Raw genomic sequence first — 16,714 nt, 5'->3', positions numbered from 1 at the left:
TATGAACATGATATCATGCTTGATTTATATGTAGCAGGTTAAATCACCATATATCAATTATAATTATAAATCTAAGTTATTTCAAATATTTTTCAAACCAGTTTGTCATTTCTTCCAGTCTTCTGACCCTGTGCTTCGGCTTTCCGCTTCTTGAGAGTTCGTGGTTTTCTCCTCTGAACATGCATAGCCTTGCATCCACGCCGTGGTATTTAAGTGCAGTGAACATCTGAAGTCCTTCTGCCAGCCAGCAGCGGTAGTCCTCTTCCGAATGGATGAACAATGTAGGTGTTACTGCCTGGTTTGCATATTTAAGGGGTGAATGAAACCACATTTTTTCCATGTTGTCCCAAGGGGTTGATGATATTTGGTCAGCATTGAAATAATAGCCTATATCCGTTGTACCGAACTTGGAGATCCAGTTGGATATGCTTCTTTGGGATGCTGCGCATTTGAAACGATCTGTGTGTCCGATTATCCAGTTTGTCATGAATCCGCCATATGAACCGCCTGTAACTCCTATGCGTGTAGAATCTATCTGAGGATATTTTTTTAGAACCTCATCTGTAAATTTCATTAAATCATCATAATCGATTGTGCCGTATTTTCCTCTTATATCTGCAAATTCATCGCCCCTGCCATCGCTTCCTCTTGGGTTGCAGAAAAAAACAAAGTATCCTTCATTGGCCCATACCTGCATTTCGTGGTAGAATATTTCTCCGTAAACAGTCTTTGGACCTCCATGAATATCAAGTATACCAGGGTAGCATTTGCTTTCGTCGTAGTTTACAGGTTTTAACACATAGCCTTCGATTTTCACTCCGTCGTTTTCAAATTCCAGAGGTTCAGGAACAATTATATTTTTTGTTTCAACTATTTTTTCATTGAATTTTGTTATCTGAGTTTCAACCCCATCTTCTGTTATGTAGATTTCCTGAAGCTTTGTTCCTCTTAATCCTATGAATATAATTCCGTCGTTGCACACGTCGAAGCAGTCTACAGAGCCGTTGTCTGATGTTAATTTTTCAATTGTTCCGTCAAGACTCAATTTTTTAATGAACGAGCTTTTGTTTTCAGTTGCAACAAAGTACAGGCAGTTGTCAAATACCCTGTGATCTGTGCCTCCGCCGTAACGGCAGTCAGAGCCCACTGAATTGTGCATTCCGAAATCGTGGCAGCTTATGAGTTGAACATCGTGGCCGGTTATTTTATAAAAGTTGAAGTTCTGGTTGAGGCCGTATTTGTCCATAGGAGATGCCGCAAAAATAATTTCATCTCCAACAAATTCAGCATAATCTATGGAATATTCATCTTCTTCCACCAGACACTTTGCCTGGCTTGAATAAAGGTCATATATGTAAAGTTCGTTTGTAAGCTCCATTTTGTTTGTGTAGTTTTGAGATACATAAAGACCCTTGCCATCCTTCACAGAGCATAGATCTACATTTTCAAACTGATTAGAAATTGGTACAATGTCCTTTGTTCCTCTGTCAAACAAATAAAGTCTGTTTCTTTTTTTGTTTGTAAAACCTTCGCCGTTGGACCAGAACGGTATTTCATCTAACACTTCGTAGTCCTTGTTTTCCTTTATGAGGTCAATTGCCTTTGACTTTTCCTCTCCCTTGTGGGAATGAAGATTGATGCCATAGTGATCATATGTTGCTGCAATGAGGAATTTTTCATCGGCGATTTTCTTTATCTGGTTCACATTCATAGGAATGCGCATATATTCATATGCTTCGCCTCCATGAATGTTAATGGCATAAAAAACAGTCCAGTGCTCACCATCTTCAATTTTTTTCTTCAATTTTTCATCTCTTAATGATGAAAAAAGAATCACTTCATTGTCAAGCCAGATTAAGTTGTTTTCCTTGTTCATGGTTGTAAGCTTCTTGTATTCTCTTGTTATGCAGTTGTAAATCCAGATGTTGGACAAATACTTGTTTTCGTCGTAATCTGCAGAATTTACTATAAAAGCACCATAGTTTTTGTTTGGAGAAAGCTCAAGTCCGGACAAAAACTTATAATCTAAAAAATCTTTCAGTTTTAAGTTTTCCATAATATGCCCCCTTTGCTAATTTTCGTGTATAATAATATTATATATTCAATTTTTGAGTTATGCAATTTAATTATTGAATAATGCTCCGTTTTGGTAGTATAATCAACTGGATATAATAAGGGAGGGCGTTGACGGATATGGAACTAAACAGAAGTTTTACACTTAATTTATTGGAACAAATAATCAATATACCAAGTCCAACTGGATACTGCAAAAAAGTAATTGAGCACATAGAAAATATTGCTCAGGAATACGGATATAAATTTGAAAAGAATAAAAAAGGTAACGGAATAATAGAAATAGAAGGAACTGACAATAGCTACTGCATTGGAATTCCAGTACATGTGGATACGCTGGGAGCAATGGTGAGATCAGTATCATCAGATGGAAAAATCAAGTTCACCACAATCGGCGGAAACATATTTCCAACGCTTGACGGAGAATACTGCAAAATCCATACAAGGTCCGGCAAAACATACACAGGCACAATTCTTTCCACATCTCCTTCAGTTCACGTCTATGAAGATTCAAGAACTAAGGAAAGAAATGAAAGCAACATGTATGTAAGGCTTGATGAAGTTGTGAAAACAAAGGAAGATGTAAATGCTCTAAATATTTCAACAGGTGATTTTATTTCTGTTGAACCAAAGTTTGTTGTGACTGAATCCGGATTCATAAAATCAAGGTATATGGACGACAAGGCTGGAACAGCATGTGCCTTAAGTCTCATGGAGCTTTTTAAAAGATTTGGTACAAAGCCTAAGAATAAAGTGAAAATAATCATTTCCACATATGAGGAAGTAGGGCACGGATGTTCAAATATACCTGATGATATAGATGAAATGATTGGAATAGACATGGGATGCGTGGGACTTGACCTGTCATGCACGGAACAGGAAGTTTCCATATGTGCCAAGGATAGCTCAGGACCCTATGACTACGAAATTACAGGACGCCTAATGGAACTGGCTATGAAACATAACATAGGACATGCAGTAGACATATATCCTATGTACGGCTCTGATGTTTCTGCCTCAATGAAAGGCGGAAATGACATAAAGGGCGGACTCATAGGTCCGGGAGTTCACGCTTCTCACGGAATGGAAAGAACACATATAGATGGAATTGAAAACACAATAAAACTTATTTATGCATATCTGACAGAATAAAATACATTTAAGGATGATCTCAAGTGGAAAATTTAATATTTTCATTGAATGTGGTGGCGCCTATATTTTTGCTCATGTGCGTCGGTGCATTCTTAAAAAAGGTAAAAATATTTGACAGTGAATTTCTTATAAAAGCAAACACATTTGCATTTCAGGTGTTGTTTCCGGTTCTTCTTTTCAACAACATTTACAAAAGCAAGGTTTCGGACGAAGTGAACATTAAGCTTATTATTTTTGCAATTGCAGTGGTTTTTACAATAATAGGAATATCGTTGTTTGCAGTGCCAAGGTTTGAAAAGGACAACAAAAACAGAGGTATTATAATTCAAGGTCTCTACAGAAGCAATTTTGTGTTGTTTGGAGTGTCATTGAGCCAGAACATTTTCGGTGATGAGGGACTTGCCGTTGTAACAACACTTGTTGCCATAATAATACCAATTTACAATTTTATGGCAGTAATAATATTAGACATGTTTTCAAATGATAAGAGTGATATCAAAAAAAATATAATAAGCATAGTTAAAAACCCGCTGATAATTGGCTCTGTTCTTGGAATAATAGTTTCGGCTCTTGGGATAAAGCTTCCTGTCTTCATTGAAAATACAATAGGCGACATGTCAGATATGGCAACACCTCTAGCGCTCATGGCTCTTGGCGGGGACATTGAAATAAATAACATCAGGAAAAATCTCAATTACATAACGGTTGTGACCATAGGAAAGCTTCTGGTAATTCCCGCAGTTGTAATAGGAATGGCATATGCGTTTGGTTTCAGAGGACCAGAACTTGGAGCATTGTTCAGCATGGTTGCACCATCTGTGGCTGTTTCAAGCTATACTATGGCTCAGCAGTATGACTGCAACTACGAGCTTGCAGGACAGCTTGTATTTGTATCCACAATGTTCAGTCCATTCACAATTTTTATGTTTATATTTGTGTTAAAAACAGTTGGAGTATTTTAGGAGGGCTTATGGAAATAAAATCATATAAGAAAAATTTTGAGCATTCATACACATTTGGAATGTTTCCTACTGTGGAGCTAATTACATCAAGACCAAATGATGTGGTAAAAGTGCTTGTCAGCTCAAGCTACAGGTCTGATAATTCCATGGACATATTTGAACTGTGCAAAAAATACAATATTAACACGGAAATTAACGACAAGGCAATCAATAAAATAAGCGACAAGGAAAACTGTTTTGTTGTGGGAGTATTCAATAAATATGAATGCAGCCTTGACCAGGATCAATCACACATAGTGCTGGTAAACCCAAGCAACATGGGAAATATGGGAACAATTATCAGGACTCTGATTGGCTTTGGCCTTAGCAATCTTGCAATAATAAGCCCGGGAGTTGACATATTTGATCCTAAAGTAATCAGAGCATCAATGGGTGCTCTGTTCAAGCTTAATTTTAAATATTACGAAAATTTCAGCGATTACCAGAAGGCTTTCAATGATCATAAAGTCTACACATTCATGCTGGATGGAGCTGTGTCCCTGAAAGAAATAAAACATGATGAAGACAGATATTTTTCATTGGTGTTCGGCAATGAAGCAACAGGATTGGACTCAAGTTTTTCCAAAGCAGGAACAAGCGTATTCATCAAACACACAGACAGGATTGATTCATTGAACCTTACCATTGCTGCAGGCATTGCAATGTATCATTTTTTAAGTTAAATAAATCAATTTATGGAAATGAAATAAGAGTATAACATTTACAGGTTAAATATTTAAAACCCTTTTGTAAATAATATATAGAGGTTTAAAAAGCCCAATATCATTTCGAAAGGATGAAATTAATGAAAAATTTTAGCTTTAATGAAAACAAAAATAAAAACAACAATAACAATAACAATGAAAAATTGTTTAACTGGGAAGAACAAGCCAAGTTAGACAGTCAGCAAAGTTTTAGGGAACAGCAAAAGCATATGATTGATAATTTGAGAAACGACAACAATAACAACCGTCTTGACAACAGAAACGACAACAACCGTTCAGACAACAGGAACGATAACAGTTTTGACAACAAAGACAAGAAAAAAATAAAAAGAGACAACAACCAGACCAACTTCAGGTAACATTTAAGAATAATTAATTTGTTGCAGCAACAATAAAACGGTAACGTACGTTCAGCTATTCTCTGAACGGTTACCGTTTTTTTATTTCAATTTTAATATATCATCAGCCATTTTGCTGATGCTTTCATTGTCAATTGAAGTTAATTCCCTTTTGTCAACTTTGAAGTTTTTCCTCACGGTCTTAATTATGAGCTGGTCCACTAATTTGTATGGCTTGACCTTAAGTCTGCCTCCGAAACATTGAATAGATACTGACTTGTTCAACAGCTTTTTAGGAATGTTATGAAGAAGGTATTGATTGATTTTTTCTGGAAACCCGCAGCATAAAAAAATAGCGGTATTTACTTTCATGAGCTTATCCAGGTTGTCCCCTACGAAGTTTTTAACTGTTTTATGAACATCGTTAAATCTAATACAACTTCCAATTATTACTGTATCATAATCGTTTATTACGGGGGTTGTTCGTTTTAAGTTTACAATATCAGCACCGGGAAGCTTTTCTCCCAGCAATTTTGCGCACATCTGAGTTGTATTGTTGTTGCTTGCATACGCTATCAGTATTTTCATGGCCTGCTCCAATTTATAAGATAATTAAATGATAATATTTTATTTGCCAAATGTCAAGCTTGTGCATTGTGATAAAACTAACATTAATAAAAATGCAGTTTTACATATTCTGAAAAGTAGATTTTTTCACGATTACAAAACTATTGACACGTTTGAAATAGGGTATTATAATGATGCTGTAATATAAAATAACATTTTTTCACAATTGAAATTTGAACATTTATATTTATAAATATAATTTTGAGTGAAAAGCACAGGAGAGTCCCCAAGGGGCGCCGAAGAAGCAAATAACACTGGTCGAGTGTTACGAAACTTTCAGGCAAAAGGGCTGCGCTTGGACAAAACTCTGAATAGTACAGCTAAGACAGAGATAATGACATCGTCGTTACCCCTGTCTTTTTTATAATTTAAAAATATTAAGGAGTGATAGAGTGAAGAAAACACCATTATACGAAAAGCATGTTGAACTTAAAGGAAAGGTAATTGACTTTGGGGGATGGGCGCTTCCTGTGGAGTACTCGGGAATTATTCCTGAACATGAGGCTGTGAGGAATAAGGCTGGTCTGTTTGATGTTTCTCATATGGGAGAAATCACTGTTAAGGGAGAAGATGCCGAGAAATATCTGCAGATGATTGTTACAAATGATATTTCTGTGCTTAATGACAATCAAATTGCATATACTCCAATGTGCTATACCGATGGTGGAGTGGTTGATGATCTCTTGGTATACAAGTACAACAGCACGGATTATCTTCTGGTTGTAAATGCCTCAAATACACAAAAGGATTTTGAATGGCTTTTGTCACAGTCTTTTGGAAATGTGGAAATAAAAAATATTTCTGATGAATATGCTCAGCTTGCTTTGCAAGGCCCAGAAGCTCAAACTATTTTGCAGAAGCTTTCTAAAGTTGATTTAAATTTAATTGAATTTTATCACTTTTTAGGTGATGTTAATGTGGGTGAATTTAAGACTATAGTGTCAAGGACCGGATATACAGGTGAGGATGGATTTGAACTATATTTTAAAGCTGACCATGGGCCACAAATGTGGGACTTAATTCTAGAAACAGGAAAAGAATACGGGCTTGTGCCTGCAGGTCTGGGGGCAAGGGACACTCTCAGGTTTGAAGCAGCACTTCCTCTTTACGGGCAGGAAATAGACAAAGACATTACCCCACTAGAGGCAGGACTTGGATTTTTTGTGAAACTTAACAAGGATGATTTCATTGGAAAAGAAGCTCTTGCAAAGCAAAAAGCTGAAGGTCTGAAAAGAAAAGTAATCGGATTTGAAATGGTTGACAGAGGAATTCCTAGAAGTCACTATGAAGTTTTTGCTGAGGGAAGAAAAATCGGCTATGTTACAACAGGAAGCTTTTCACCAACCCTTAAGAAGAATATCGGGCTGGCATTAATTGAAGCTGAATATGCAAAGGAAGGCACAGAAATAGAAATATCAGTACGAAACAAAAACCTTAAGGCAAAAGTTATCAAGAAACCTTTTTACACTAAAAAATATAAGAAAAGCTAAAGATATATAAACGAAGAGAAATGTTTAAAAGTGACAATATTTGGTAGAATTAAATTAACAATGTTATATGGATGAATTTGTTCATCATTAAAATCAATTATATGGAGGATATCATGAAAGTATTAAGCGAATTAAAGTATTCAGAATCACACGAATGGGTAAAGGTAGAAGGAAATAAGGCTTATATAGGAATTACAGACTATGCTCAGGATCATCTGGGAGATGTTGTTTATGTTGATTTGCCGGAAGTTGACACAGAAATTGAAGCCGGAGGACAATGCATAGTTCTTGAATCTGTTAAAGCAGCTTCAGAAGTTTTTTCTCCTCTTTCAGGAAAGGTTGTTGAAATAAACGAAAGCCTTTCCGACAATCCAAGTTTCATCAATGAATCACCATATGAAGCATGGCTTATTGCTGTTGAAATGTCTGATCCATCAGAAGTATCAGGCCTCATGAGTGCAGAAGATTACGAAAAAATATGCGACTAAGGAGGGGTTTATGAGATATATTGGAAATACTGATGAAGACAGAGAACAGATGCTGAAAGAAATTGGTTATCCAGACATAGAATCTCTTTTCAAAGCTGTTCCCGATTCAGTTCATTTAAAAACTAAGTTGAACATTCCTCAAGCTCAATCTGAAATGGAGCTTGTAAATAATATGAAGTCATTGGCAAAGGAAAATTTAAACACTGATGACTATGCATGTTTTTTAGGTGCAGGGGCATATGATCACTTTATTCCAGCAGCAATCGACCAGCTTATTTCAAGACAGGAATTTTATACAGCATACACTCCATACCAGCCTGAAATAAGCCAGGGAACATTGCAGGCAATATTTGAGTACCAGACAATGATATGCGAACTTACCGGTCTTCCTGTAGCTAATGCGTCCATGTACGACGGAGCCACAGCATTGACTGAAGCTGCCATAATGGCATGTGATGCAACAAAAAGAAATGAAATATTAATAGCATCTTCAGTGCATCCTGAAAGCCGACAGGTACTTGACACTTACGCAAAGTTCAGAGACATGACTATTGTTGAAACAGCATACAATAACGGCCAGGTTGATCTGGAGGATTTAAAGTCTAAGATAAACAAAAATACTGCAGCAGTAATTGTTCAAAGCCCTAACTATTTCGGAATTATCGAAGATGTTGAAGCTGCAGCAGCAATTGCTCATGAACACAAGAGCCTTCTTGTTGTAAGTGCAGACCCTATATCTCTGGCTGTTTTGAAAAGCCCGGGAGAAATGGGAGCTGATATTGCAGTTGGAGACGGTCAGCCTCTTGGGAATGCTCTCAGCTTTGGAGGACCTTACCTTGGATTCATGGCCGTTACAGATAAATTGATGCGCAAGATGCCCGGTAGAATTGTTGGCCAGACTACCGATGAACAGGGAAACAGAGGATTTGTACTGACTCTTCAAACAAGAGAACAACACATAAGAAGAGAAAAGGCAACTTCAAACATATGCTCAAACCAGGCTCTAAATGCATTGCAGGCTACAATTTACCTTACTCTCATGGGCAAGGAAGGACTTAAAAAAGTTGCAGAGCTATGCTTCAGCAAATCACACTACGCTTATGACCAATTGATTGCCACAGGAAAATTCACCCCTTTGTTCACTGCACCTTTCTTCAAGGAATTTGCAGTTAAGAGCACTGAAGAAATACAAAAGCTTAACGACAGACTTCTTGAAGATGGTTTTATAGGCGGATATGACCTGGGTAAAAAGTATCCTGAACATAAAGATGTTTGGCTTGTTGCTGTTACTGAAAAAAGAACTAAACAGGAAATAGACGATTTTGCACGAAAGGCAGGGGAATAATATGCAAAAACATAAAGCTTTAATATTTGAAATGAGCAAAAGCGGCAGAAAGTCATATTCACTTCCTGACTGCGACGTGCCGGAACTTAGTATAAATGATACAATTGACAACAAATATTTAAGAGAAGAATCTCCTGATTTGCCTGAAGTGACTGAGCTTGATGCAGTGAGACATTTCACTCAGCTTTCACAGAGAAACCATGGAGTGGATTCAGGATTTTATCCTCTTGGAAGCTGTACAATGAAGTACAATCCTAAGCTCAATGAAAAAACTGCAAGATTTGACGGATTTGCAAAAATACACCCATATCAGCCTGAAAAGACAGTGCAGGGGGCGCTTCATCTAATGTATGATCTTGGGAACATGCTTTCTGAAATAACAGGGATGGATGGATTCACACTTCAGCCAACAGCTGGAGCTCATGGGGAACTTGCTGGGTTAATGATTATAAAGTCATACCACAACAACAGAAATGACATGAAGAGGACAAAAATAGTTGTCCCTGACTCAGCACACGGAACAAACCCGGCTTCAGCAGCAGTTGCTGGATTTGATGTGGTTGAGGTAAAATCCGGTGAAAACGGACTGGTTGATATAGGCTCGTTAAAAAGTGTCATGAGCGATGAAATAGCAGGATTTATGCTCACTAATCCAAACACACTTGGATTGTTTGACTCAAACATCCTTGAAATAACAAAAATAGTCCATGAAGCAGGCGGGCTCATGTACTACGACGGAGCAAATGCCAATGCAATTCTTGGAATTTCAAGACCCGGGGACATGGGATTTGACGTTGTGCATTTAAACCTTCACAAAACATTCAGCACTCCTCACGGAGGAGGAGGACCGGGTGCAGGACCTGTTGGAGTTAAAAAGGATCTTGTTCCATTTTTGCCTGTTCCTGTTGTTGCAAAAAATGAAAATGAATACTTTTTTGATTATGACAGACCACTTTCCATTGGAAAAGTAAAATCCCTGTACGGAAACTTCGGTATTCTGGTTAGAGCCTACACATACATCATGAGCATGGGTCCTGACGGACTCAAATCAATTTCAGAAAATGCAGTTTTAAATGCAAACTATATTGCTAACAAGCTGAAGGACAAATATTTTCTTCCTGTTGACAGGGAATGCATGCATGAGTGCGTGCTTTCAGGAGACTGGCAGAAAAAGAAAAACGGAGTATCAACTCTTGATATTGCCAAGAGGCTTTTGGATTTCGGATTCCATCCTCCGACAATATATTTTCCTCTCATAGTTTCAGAAGCCATGATGATTGAGCCGACAGAAAGCGAGTCAAGGGAAACGCTGGATGAATTCATCGCAGTAATGAGACAGATTGCTGATGAGGCAGAAAATGACCCGGAACTGGTAAAAACAGCTCCTCACACAACAATCATATCAAGACTTGATGAAGCAACAGCAGCAAGAAAACCGATACTTCGCTACACAAAATAGACATTCAAAAAAACAGGCTCTCAAGCCTGTTTTTAATTGATGACTAAAATAAAAGTATGCAAACGAAATCATAAGTGTTTTTAGTTTGATTACACTAATAGTTACAATTATTAATTGACACAGTCAATTTTTTTTGATAATCTATATGAAAAATATAAAGGTCGCTTCAAAAAACAAATTAAGAGGAGTAAAAAATGATATTAATAGTTGATTTTGGTGCACAGTACAGTCAGCTTATAGCCAGAAGGGTTAGAGAAGCCAATGTGTATTGCGAAATAGTGCCATACACATATACAATCGATAAAATAAAAGAAAAAAATCCGCAGGGAATTATATTGTCCGGCGGGCCTGCAAGTGTTTATGAAGACATGGCTCCTACAGTTGACAAGGAAATATTTGAACTTGGAGTTCCAGTACTTGGAATTTGCTATGGCGGACAGCTTATAGCACAAAAATTCGGCGGCAAGGTAAAAAGAGCCGACTCAAGAGAATATGGCCGAGTTAAATTAGAAGTAAACTCAGAAGACAAGCTTTTCGGTAACATTGAGCAAAACTCTCTGGCATGGATGAGCCATACTGATTATATTGAAAAATCTCCAGAAGGGTTTGAAATAACTGCAAAAACAGACACATGCCCTGTATGCGCCATGAGAAACACAGAAAAGAACATCTATGCTGTTCAGTTCCATCCAGAAGTTGAACACACAGAAAAAGGAAGAGAAGTAATCAACAACTTCCTGTTCAATGTATGCAACATGACAAAAGACTGGACTATGGGAAATTTCTGCGAAGAATCAATTGCTAAAATAAAAGAAATGGTTGGAGAAAAAAAGCACTGTGTGCAATGTCAGGAGGAGTTGACTCTTCTGTAGCAGCAGTGATGGTTCATAAGGCAATAGGATCAAACCTGATCTGTGTATTTGTTGACCACGGCCTCTTGAGAAAAGATGAAGGCGACCAGGTTGAACAGGTGTTCAAGGAAAAGTTCAACATGAATTTAATAAGAGTTAATGCAGGTGAAAGATTCCTGGGAAAACTTGCCGGCGTTACTGATCCTGAAACAAAACGTAAAATAATAGGTAATGAATTCATCCGTGTATTTGAAGAAGAAAAACAAAAATTAAAAGAAGAGTTTGGACATATAGATTATCTGGTACAGGGAACAATTTATCCTGACGTTGTTGAAAGCGGAACTGCTACAGCTCAGGTTATAAAAAGTCACCACAACGTTGGAGGACTTCCTGAAGATGTTGACTTTGAACTGTTGGAACCATTGAGACAACTGTTCAAGGACGAAGTTAGACAAGTGGGAAGAGAACTTGGAATTCCAGAAGAAATAGTTGAAAGACAGCCATTCCCAGGACCAGGTCTAGCAATCAGAGTTCTTGGAGAAATCACAGAAGACAAACTTGAAATAGTAAGAGAAGCAGATTTCATATTCAGAGATGAAATCAAAAAAGCAGGACTCCAGAACAAAATATGGCAGTACTTCGCTTGCCTTCCAAACATTAAGAGCGTAGGCGTAATGGGAGACGGCAGAACATACTCACACACAGTGGCATTAAGAGCCGTAACATCAACAGACGGAATGACTTCGGACTGGGCAAGAATTCCATACGATGTGTTAGAAAAAGTAAGTAACAGAATAGTAAACGAAGTGGACAATGTAAACCGTATAGTTTACGACGTAACAAGCAAGCCACCGGCTACTATTGAGTGGGAATAGAAAAACGTTGAAATTTCAATGTAATTTAATATTGGGTTAGTATGAATTTTGGATAGATGGTTTATGATTTTACTGTATTTTTCGGTAATTATGACCATCTATTTTATTATTTTAAGGAGGCTTCCCCAGTGGAAAATTTACAAGGAAGAACGAAGATTAAAAGAAGAAAGAATTTACAATTATGCAAAGTTGAAGATATTTCATATCAAAATCTTTATGATTTATATGAAAAAGAATGTAAGTTGAAAAATTTATCTGCAACAACTATTAAAGGGTATTTTTTCGCTAACAAGTACTTTTTGCAATTTGCAGGAGAAAATTTGAAATGTAACGAGGTAACGCAGGATTTAATTAAACAATTATATACTTAGTTTAAAAGAAAGGTTAAAGCCACAAACAGTTAATTCATATGTTTTTAAAGTTTCTCCAATAGTAAAATATGGCATTAAAAGGGGTTATATTAAAGACAGTATTGAATTTACACATGTTATAGAACAAGATTATATAAAAGAAATTTACAATAGAGAGGAATTAGAGACCTTACTTAAACCACCAAAAGAAGATAATTTCAATGAATATAGAAGTTGGGTAATAGTAAATTTCCTGCTTGCAACTGGGATTAGGGCACAAGAGTTAAGAGAATTGCAAATTAAAGATGTAAGTTTAGAACAAGGTGTAATAACATTAAATCATACTAAAAATAGAAAAGCTTGTGTTATTCCAATACCAACAAGTTTAAATTTAATTTTAGATAGTTATATAAGGTTAAGGAATGCGACAGCAGAAGAAACATTATTAACATTATTTTCATTTTATCCTTCAATTAAATATACATATGATATAATTTGTGAAAAAGAAAAGGAAGGCGCATTTCCTCCTGTAATAGAAAAAGATTTCGTTGAAAGAATGATAAAAGAACACAAATGCCTGGTGTGTAAAACAGAATTAATAGAGCATAGTTCTTGTGAAAATGAAGTAAAAAAATTATTAGAACGACTATCATTTTCTTCTGAATCAATTCAAATATTAACTAAAATTAAATCAGAATTAGAAAATTTAATCGACGAAACAAAAGAATATAAAGCAATAAGAGACAAGTTGTTAGAACGAAAAAAATTATTGAGTTAACTATCGAACATTTAGTTGAGAAGATAAATAAAATAGATGCATATCTAAAAGGATTTACTGATAAAGAAAAAATTAAGGATATGCATCAAAAGAGGCTAGACAATACTGAGTTAAATAAAGAAAACAATAGAAAAGTAATAAAACTTGAAGTAGATATTGAAAAGATGAATAAAGATTTAGATGAAATAAAATTGGCAATTGAACGAGGTATGGCATCAATAAAGGAATTCAAAGAAATTAATAAGAAAATTACTTTTGCCAAAAGTGCATATTCAATTATTTCAGATATTGAGTTAGAGATGATGAATGAAGTAAGGGAAAAAATGAGATGTGAATCAGAATCAACATATTCCTTTTGTTCAGGTTTCCATGACTTAAAAACCTTAAATTCTTCTATATTTTTGAGCCACCCCGTAGCAGACTCATTTATAGAACCACTAAATGATACTATATCTTCTTCCTTATCAGTTAAAATCCCCACCTTTTGGTGAAAAATAATATTGGGTTAGTATGAATTTTGGATAGATGGTTTATGATTACTGTTCTTTTCGGTAATCATAGCCATCTATTTTATTATTTTTAAGGAGGCATTCCTAATGGAAAATTTACTAGGAAGAACGGATATAAGCTTTGAAAGACGGGATGAGGGGTTTTAGGAAGTGCATGGACATTAAATAATTGGAGTTAAAATTCGCATACTGAAGCTACATCAAAGATATTCAGCTGCCATTAAACTGAAGGAATTATGGCCCCTTTTCATGTTTTCGATTATAATATTGTGCATGAAAGTGTAATTGGTTCACCACAATCATTCTGCTGAGTTTTAACTTTGGTTAAACCCATTTTAACTAATTAGAGGAAGTTGAAAAGTTTTGCTAAGAATAATGGGTTAAGTATGATTTGTAATATGGTCAAAATGTTAGAATGCGGGTTTTAATTAAGTAGTAAATTGCAAATGTGCCTAAGAATTGTTGAAATTGAGTTAGGCACAAACTTGTGCCACAAGTTTCTGATTAATAGTGAACCCAATATAGGGTAATTGTATAAACTAAGTTAATTGTTCAGTGGTTATAAGCATAGATATATCTGAGAGAAGCTCTGGTATTTGAATTCTGCAAAATAATTTGACGGAAGAATTTTAGAAACAAGATATTTATAATTCCAACATTATGTTCTTATTTAACTTAAGAATATAATAGAAAACTATTATCACTACAAAGATAAAATATTAAAGTTTAATTAATGGATTTAGCATTCAAAGAATGAGATGACATAAAATGCAAAGTTGATATTGACATTATTTAGGTAAAAATATATTATAATTCTAATATTGGCAACTTATTAAATTAAAGCACTAGTGGATGGTAGTTGCTCAAGGAATCACAAAGTTTTAAACTAAATAGTTTTTGACCTTCAAAGGAGGTTAATAAGAAACAATACTTACAAGCTCGAAAACCATTGAATAGTTATATTAATGAGATTACATGTATTCTTGAAACATAAAGATTAAGCTAATTAATGCTATTACTTTAAAGATCAATGAAATCATTTGCCAAGTTCAACATTTGAAGAGGAGGTACATAAAACACATGCTAGGTATATGGGAGATAATTAGAGAAGGTTTAAGACAAGACATAGTTGATACTTCTAGAGACTATTTTGATGATTATAAGGGTTACGAAAGCACTGTCAGTAACGAAAAAAAAATATCAATAATTAATGAGTTTGGAAAAGTTACACAAGTACGAGGAAACCAGATAAAAGTAATTGTTCATGCCAAAGAAGTAAATTTAAATGCTTATGAAATGGCTTTTTTATGGGGCATGTACTGTTACACACGTTCTTCTAGAGTCGGCTTAACACCCATTATTGATTATACTGGAGTTTCAGAAGAAGAAAGGTCAATAATTTTTGAAAAAATTAAATCAATTAGAAAAAGACGAGGTAGTTACGCTGGGCAAATTAAAGCAGAAGGGGAAAAATTAGGGTTTGACAAGTTATATGAACTTCAATGGGAGATCAAAGACATACAGCCCGAATTTAAAAACGCAGGTCTTTTTTATATAACGATAACCGAAAAACTTCTTTTAAATTCAGGTAATCATCATCTGTAAAAATCTTAATCAATTGGTCCAAAATAATACGGAGATAATTTTTCTATTTCTGCATTTATTTTTGGCTTTTTTATTCTTGTATTAATAATCAAAATAGATTATTTTCAGTTGATTTGGACAATGAGTTTTGATAGAACAGAGATAAACGAATCGCATTTCACAGTTGCGGTATAAATCACCAATAAGATGTTAAAAAATGGTTAATTGATTAATGTTTGAATACCTGCAACCACTGTTAAGGTAGAAGATGAAGAAAATGTCAAATATCTTGAATGACTCATTGAAGCTCTTGAAGACTGCGACGATGTCCAGGAAGTTTATCACGACTGAGAGATGCTTGTGGTATGTTAGAAATAGAAAAGATTATTTGTTTTGATATTAATATAAGTGAGTAGCAGTAATGCTACCCTTTTTTATTGGGGGATATTTTACATTTATTAATGCATAATTTTACATAAGTATAGGTATAGTACCTTCACATCTATGTCACAGAAATTTTTTAATATTAGGAAGACGGCTTTAAATACAAAAATATTAATATATAGTTACTTGGTATGTGTTGACTTCAATGCATTAAAGTGTTACCATAAAAATTTGGTACAGTAAGCCGATTAGATAAGTAAAAACAAACTGGCTTTTCTTGTATATACAAACCGATAAATGCTATATTAAAATATAAATAATATTGAAAATTCAACAATGATATTTCCAGTAAGATGAGTATTGTCTCCAAAACAAAATATGGCAGTACTTTGCATGCGTTCCTAACATCAGAAGCGTAGGTGTAATGGGAGACGGCAGAACATACTCACACACAGTGGCATTAAGAGCCGTAACATCAACAGACGGAATGACTTCCGACTGGGCAAGAATTCCATACGATGTATTGGAAAAAGTAAGTAACAGAATAGTTAACGAAGTGGACAATGTAAACCGTATAGTTTATGACGTAACAAGCAAGCCACCAGCTACTATTGAGTGGGAATAAAAAATAAAGAGCTTACAAACGTTGTTAAATCAATGTTTATAAGCTCTATTTTTATTGTGT

General features: G+C 35.4%; 14 protein-coding genes, 2 pseudogenes and 1 riboswitch. Of the genes and pseudogenes, 14 read left to right on the top strand and 2 right to left on the bottom strand.

Features of this window, described 5'->3' with window-relative positions; all coding sequences use genetic code 11:
• Window positions 1-76: 76 nt before the first annotated feature.
• On the bottom strand, window positions 77-2,056 hold the full coding sequence (locus tag BN358_RS18445; RefSeq protein WP_019229998.1) for a S9 family peptidase: 1,980 nt from the start codon (window positions 2,054-2,056) through the stop codon (window positions 77-79).
• A gap of 137 nt (window positions 2,057-2,193) precedes the next feature.
• Here BN358_RS18445 and BN358_RS18440 point away from each other — a divergent pair, with 137 nt between their 5' ends.
• The 4 genes from BN358_RS18440 to BN358_RS18425 all read left to right on the top strand — a co-directional run bounded on the left by BN358_RS18440 (window position 2,194) and on the right by BN358_RS18425 (window position 5,310).
• The gene (locus BN358_RS18440; RefSeq protein WP_019229997.1) at window positions 2,194-3,225 is read left to right on the top strand and encodes a M42 family metallopeptidase; all 1,032 of its coding nucleotides are present in this window, start codon (window positions 2,194-2,196) and stop codon (window positions 3,223-3,225) included.
• 23 nt (window positions 3,226-3,248) lie between these two features.
• On the top strand, window positions 3,249-4,187 hold the full coding sequence (locus tag BN358_RS18435; RefSeq protein WP_019229996.1) for an AEC family transporter: 939 nt from the start codon (window positions 3,249-3,251) through the stop codon (window positions 4,185-4,187).
• Window positions 4,188-4,195: 8 nt separating this feature from the next.
• Window positions 4,196-4,909, top strand: coding sequence for a TrmH family RNA methyltransferase (locus BN358_RS18430; protein ID WP_019229995.1), 714 nt, complete (start codon window positions 4,196-4,198; stop codon window positions 4,907-4,909).
• A gap of 122 nt (window positions 4,910-5,031) precedes the next feature.
• Window positions 5,032-5,310, top strand: coding sequence for a hypothetical protein (locus BN358_RS18425; RefSeq protein WP_019229994.1), 279 nt, complete (start codon window positions 5,032-5,034; stop codon window positions 5,308-5,310).
• Between the two features lie 81 nt (window positions 5,311-5,391).
• Here the strand turns inward: BN358_RS18425 and BN358_RS18420 are convergent, their stop codons facing one another.
• Window positions 5,392-5,877, bottom strand: a complete 486-nt coding sequence (locus BN358_RS18420; RefSeq protein ID WP_019229993.1) for a flavodoxin domain-containing protein — start codon at window positions 5,875-5,877, stop codon at window positions 5,392-5,394.
• A 244-nt stretch (window positions 5,878-6,121) separates the two neighbouring features.
• Window positions 6,122-6,218: riboswitch (glycine riboswitch) on the top strand.
• Between the two features lie 90 nt (window positions 6,219-6,308).
• Here BN358_RS18420 and gcvT point away from each other — a divergent pair.
• From gcvT to BN358_RS18370, 10 genes and pseudogenes are all read left to right on the top strand, one after another.
• Window positions 6,309-7,406 carry a glycine cleavage system aminomethyltransferase GcvT gene (gene gcvT / locus BN358_RS18415; RefSeq protein ID WP_019229992.1) on the top strand — a complete coding sequence of 366 codons (1,098 nt, stop codon included), beginning with the start codon at window positions 6,309-6,311 and terminating at the stop codon, window positions 7,404-7,406.
• A 113-nt stretch (window positions 7,407-7,519) separates the two neighbouring features.
• Window positions 7,520-7,894 carry a glycine cleavage system protein GcvH gene (gcvH, locus tag BN358_RS18410; protein WP_019229991.1) on the top strand — a complete coding sequence of 125 codons (375 nt, stop codon included), beginning with the start codon at window positions 7,520-7,522 and terminating at the stop codon, window positions 7,892-7,894.
• Window positions 7,895-7,904: 10 nt separating this feature from the next.
• Entirely contained in the window at window positions 7,905-9,239 is a 1,335-nt protein-coding gene (gene gcvPA, locus BN358_RS18405; RefSeq protein WP_019229990.1) for an aminomethyl-transferring glycine dehydrogenase subunit GcvPA, read from the top strand.
• Window position 9,240: 1 nt separating this feature from the next.
• Complete coding sequence (gene gcvPB / locus BN358_RS18400; protein WP_019229989.1) at window positions 9,241-10,698, top strand: aminomethyl-transferring glycine dehydrogenase subunit GcvPB; 1,458 nt, start codon at window positions 9,241-9,243, stop codon at window positions 10,696-10,698.
• Between the two features lie 194 nt (window positions 10,699-10,892).
• Window positions 10,893-12,424: pseudogene (gene guaA, locus BN358_RS18395) on the top strand (glutamine-hydrolyzing GMP synthase).
• 128 nt (window positions 12,425-12,552) lie between these two features.
• Window positions 12,553-12,795, top strand: coding sequence for a hypothetical protein (locus tag BN358_RS18390; protein ID WP_019229988.1), 243 nt, complete (start codon window positions 12,553-12,555; stop codon window positions 12,793-12,795).
• Entirely contained in the window at window positions 12,788-13,552 is a 765-nt protein-coding gene (locus BN358_RS24800) for a site-specific integrase (protein ID WP_083851662.1), read from the top strand. Before BN358_RS18390 ends, BN358_RS24800 begins: the two co-directional genes overlap by 8 nt.
• A gap of 80 nt (window positions 13,553-13,632) precedes the next feature.
• Window positions 13,633-14,043 carry a hypothetical protein gene (locus BN358_RS18380; protein WP_019229986.1) on the top strand — a complete coding sequence of 137 codons (411 nt, stop codon included), beginning with the start codon at window positions 13,633-13,635 and terminating at the stop codon, window positions 14,041-14,043.
• A 1,098-nt stretch (window positions 14,044-15,141) separates the two neighbouring features.
• On the top strand, window positions 15,142-15,666 hold the full coding sequence (locus BN358_RS18375) for a hypothetical protein (RefSeq protein WP_019229985.1): 525 nt from the start codon (window positions 15,142-15,144) through the stop codon (window positions 15,664-15,666).
• A 727-nt stretch (window positions 15,667-16,393) separates the two neighbouring features.
• Window positions 16,394-16,654: pseudogene (locus BN358_RS18370) on the top strand (GMP synthase (glutamine-hydrolyzing)); the annotation flags it as partial.
• Window positions 16,655-16,714 lie beyond the last annotated feature (60 nt).

The organism is Sedimentibacter sp. B4, assembly GCF_000309315.1.
Taxonomy (GTDB): Bacteria; Bacillota; Clostridia; order Tissierellales; family Sedimentibacteraceae; genus Sedimentibacter; species Sedimentibacter saalensis.
The sequence above is the reverse complement of the archived record's forward strand: the minus strand, read 5'-3'. Positions and strand labels throughout refer to the sequence as shown.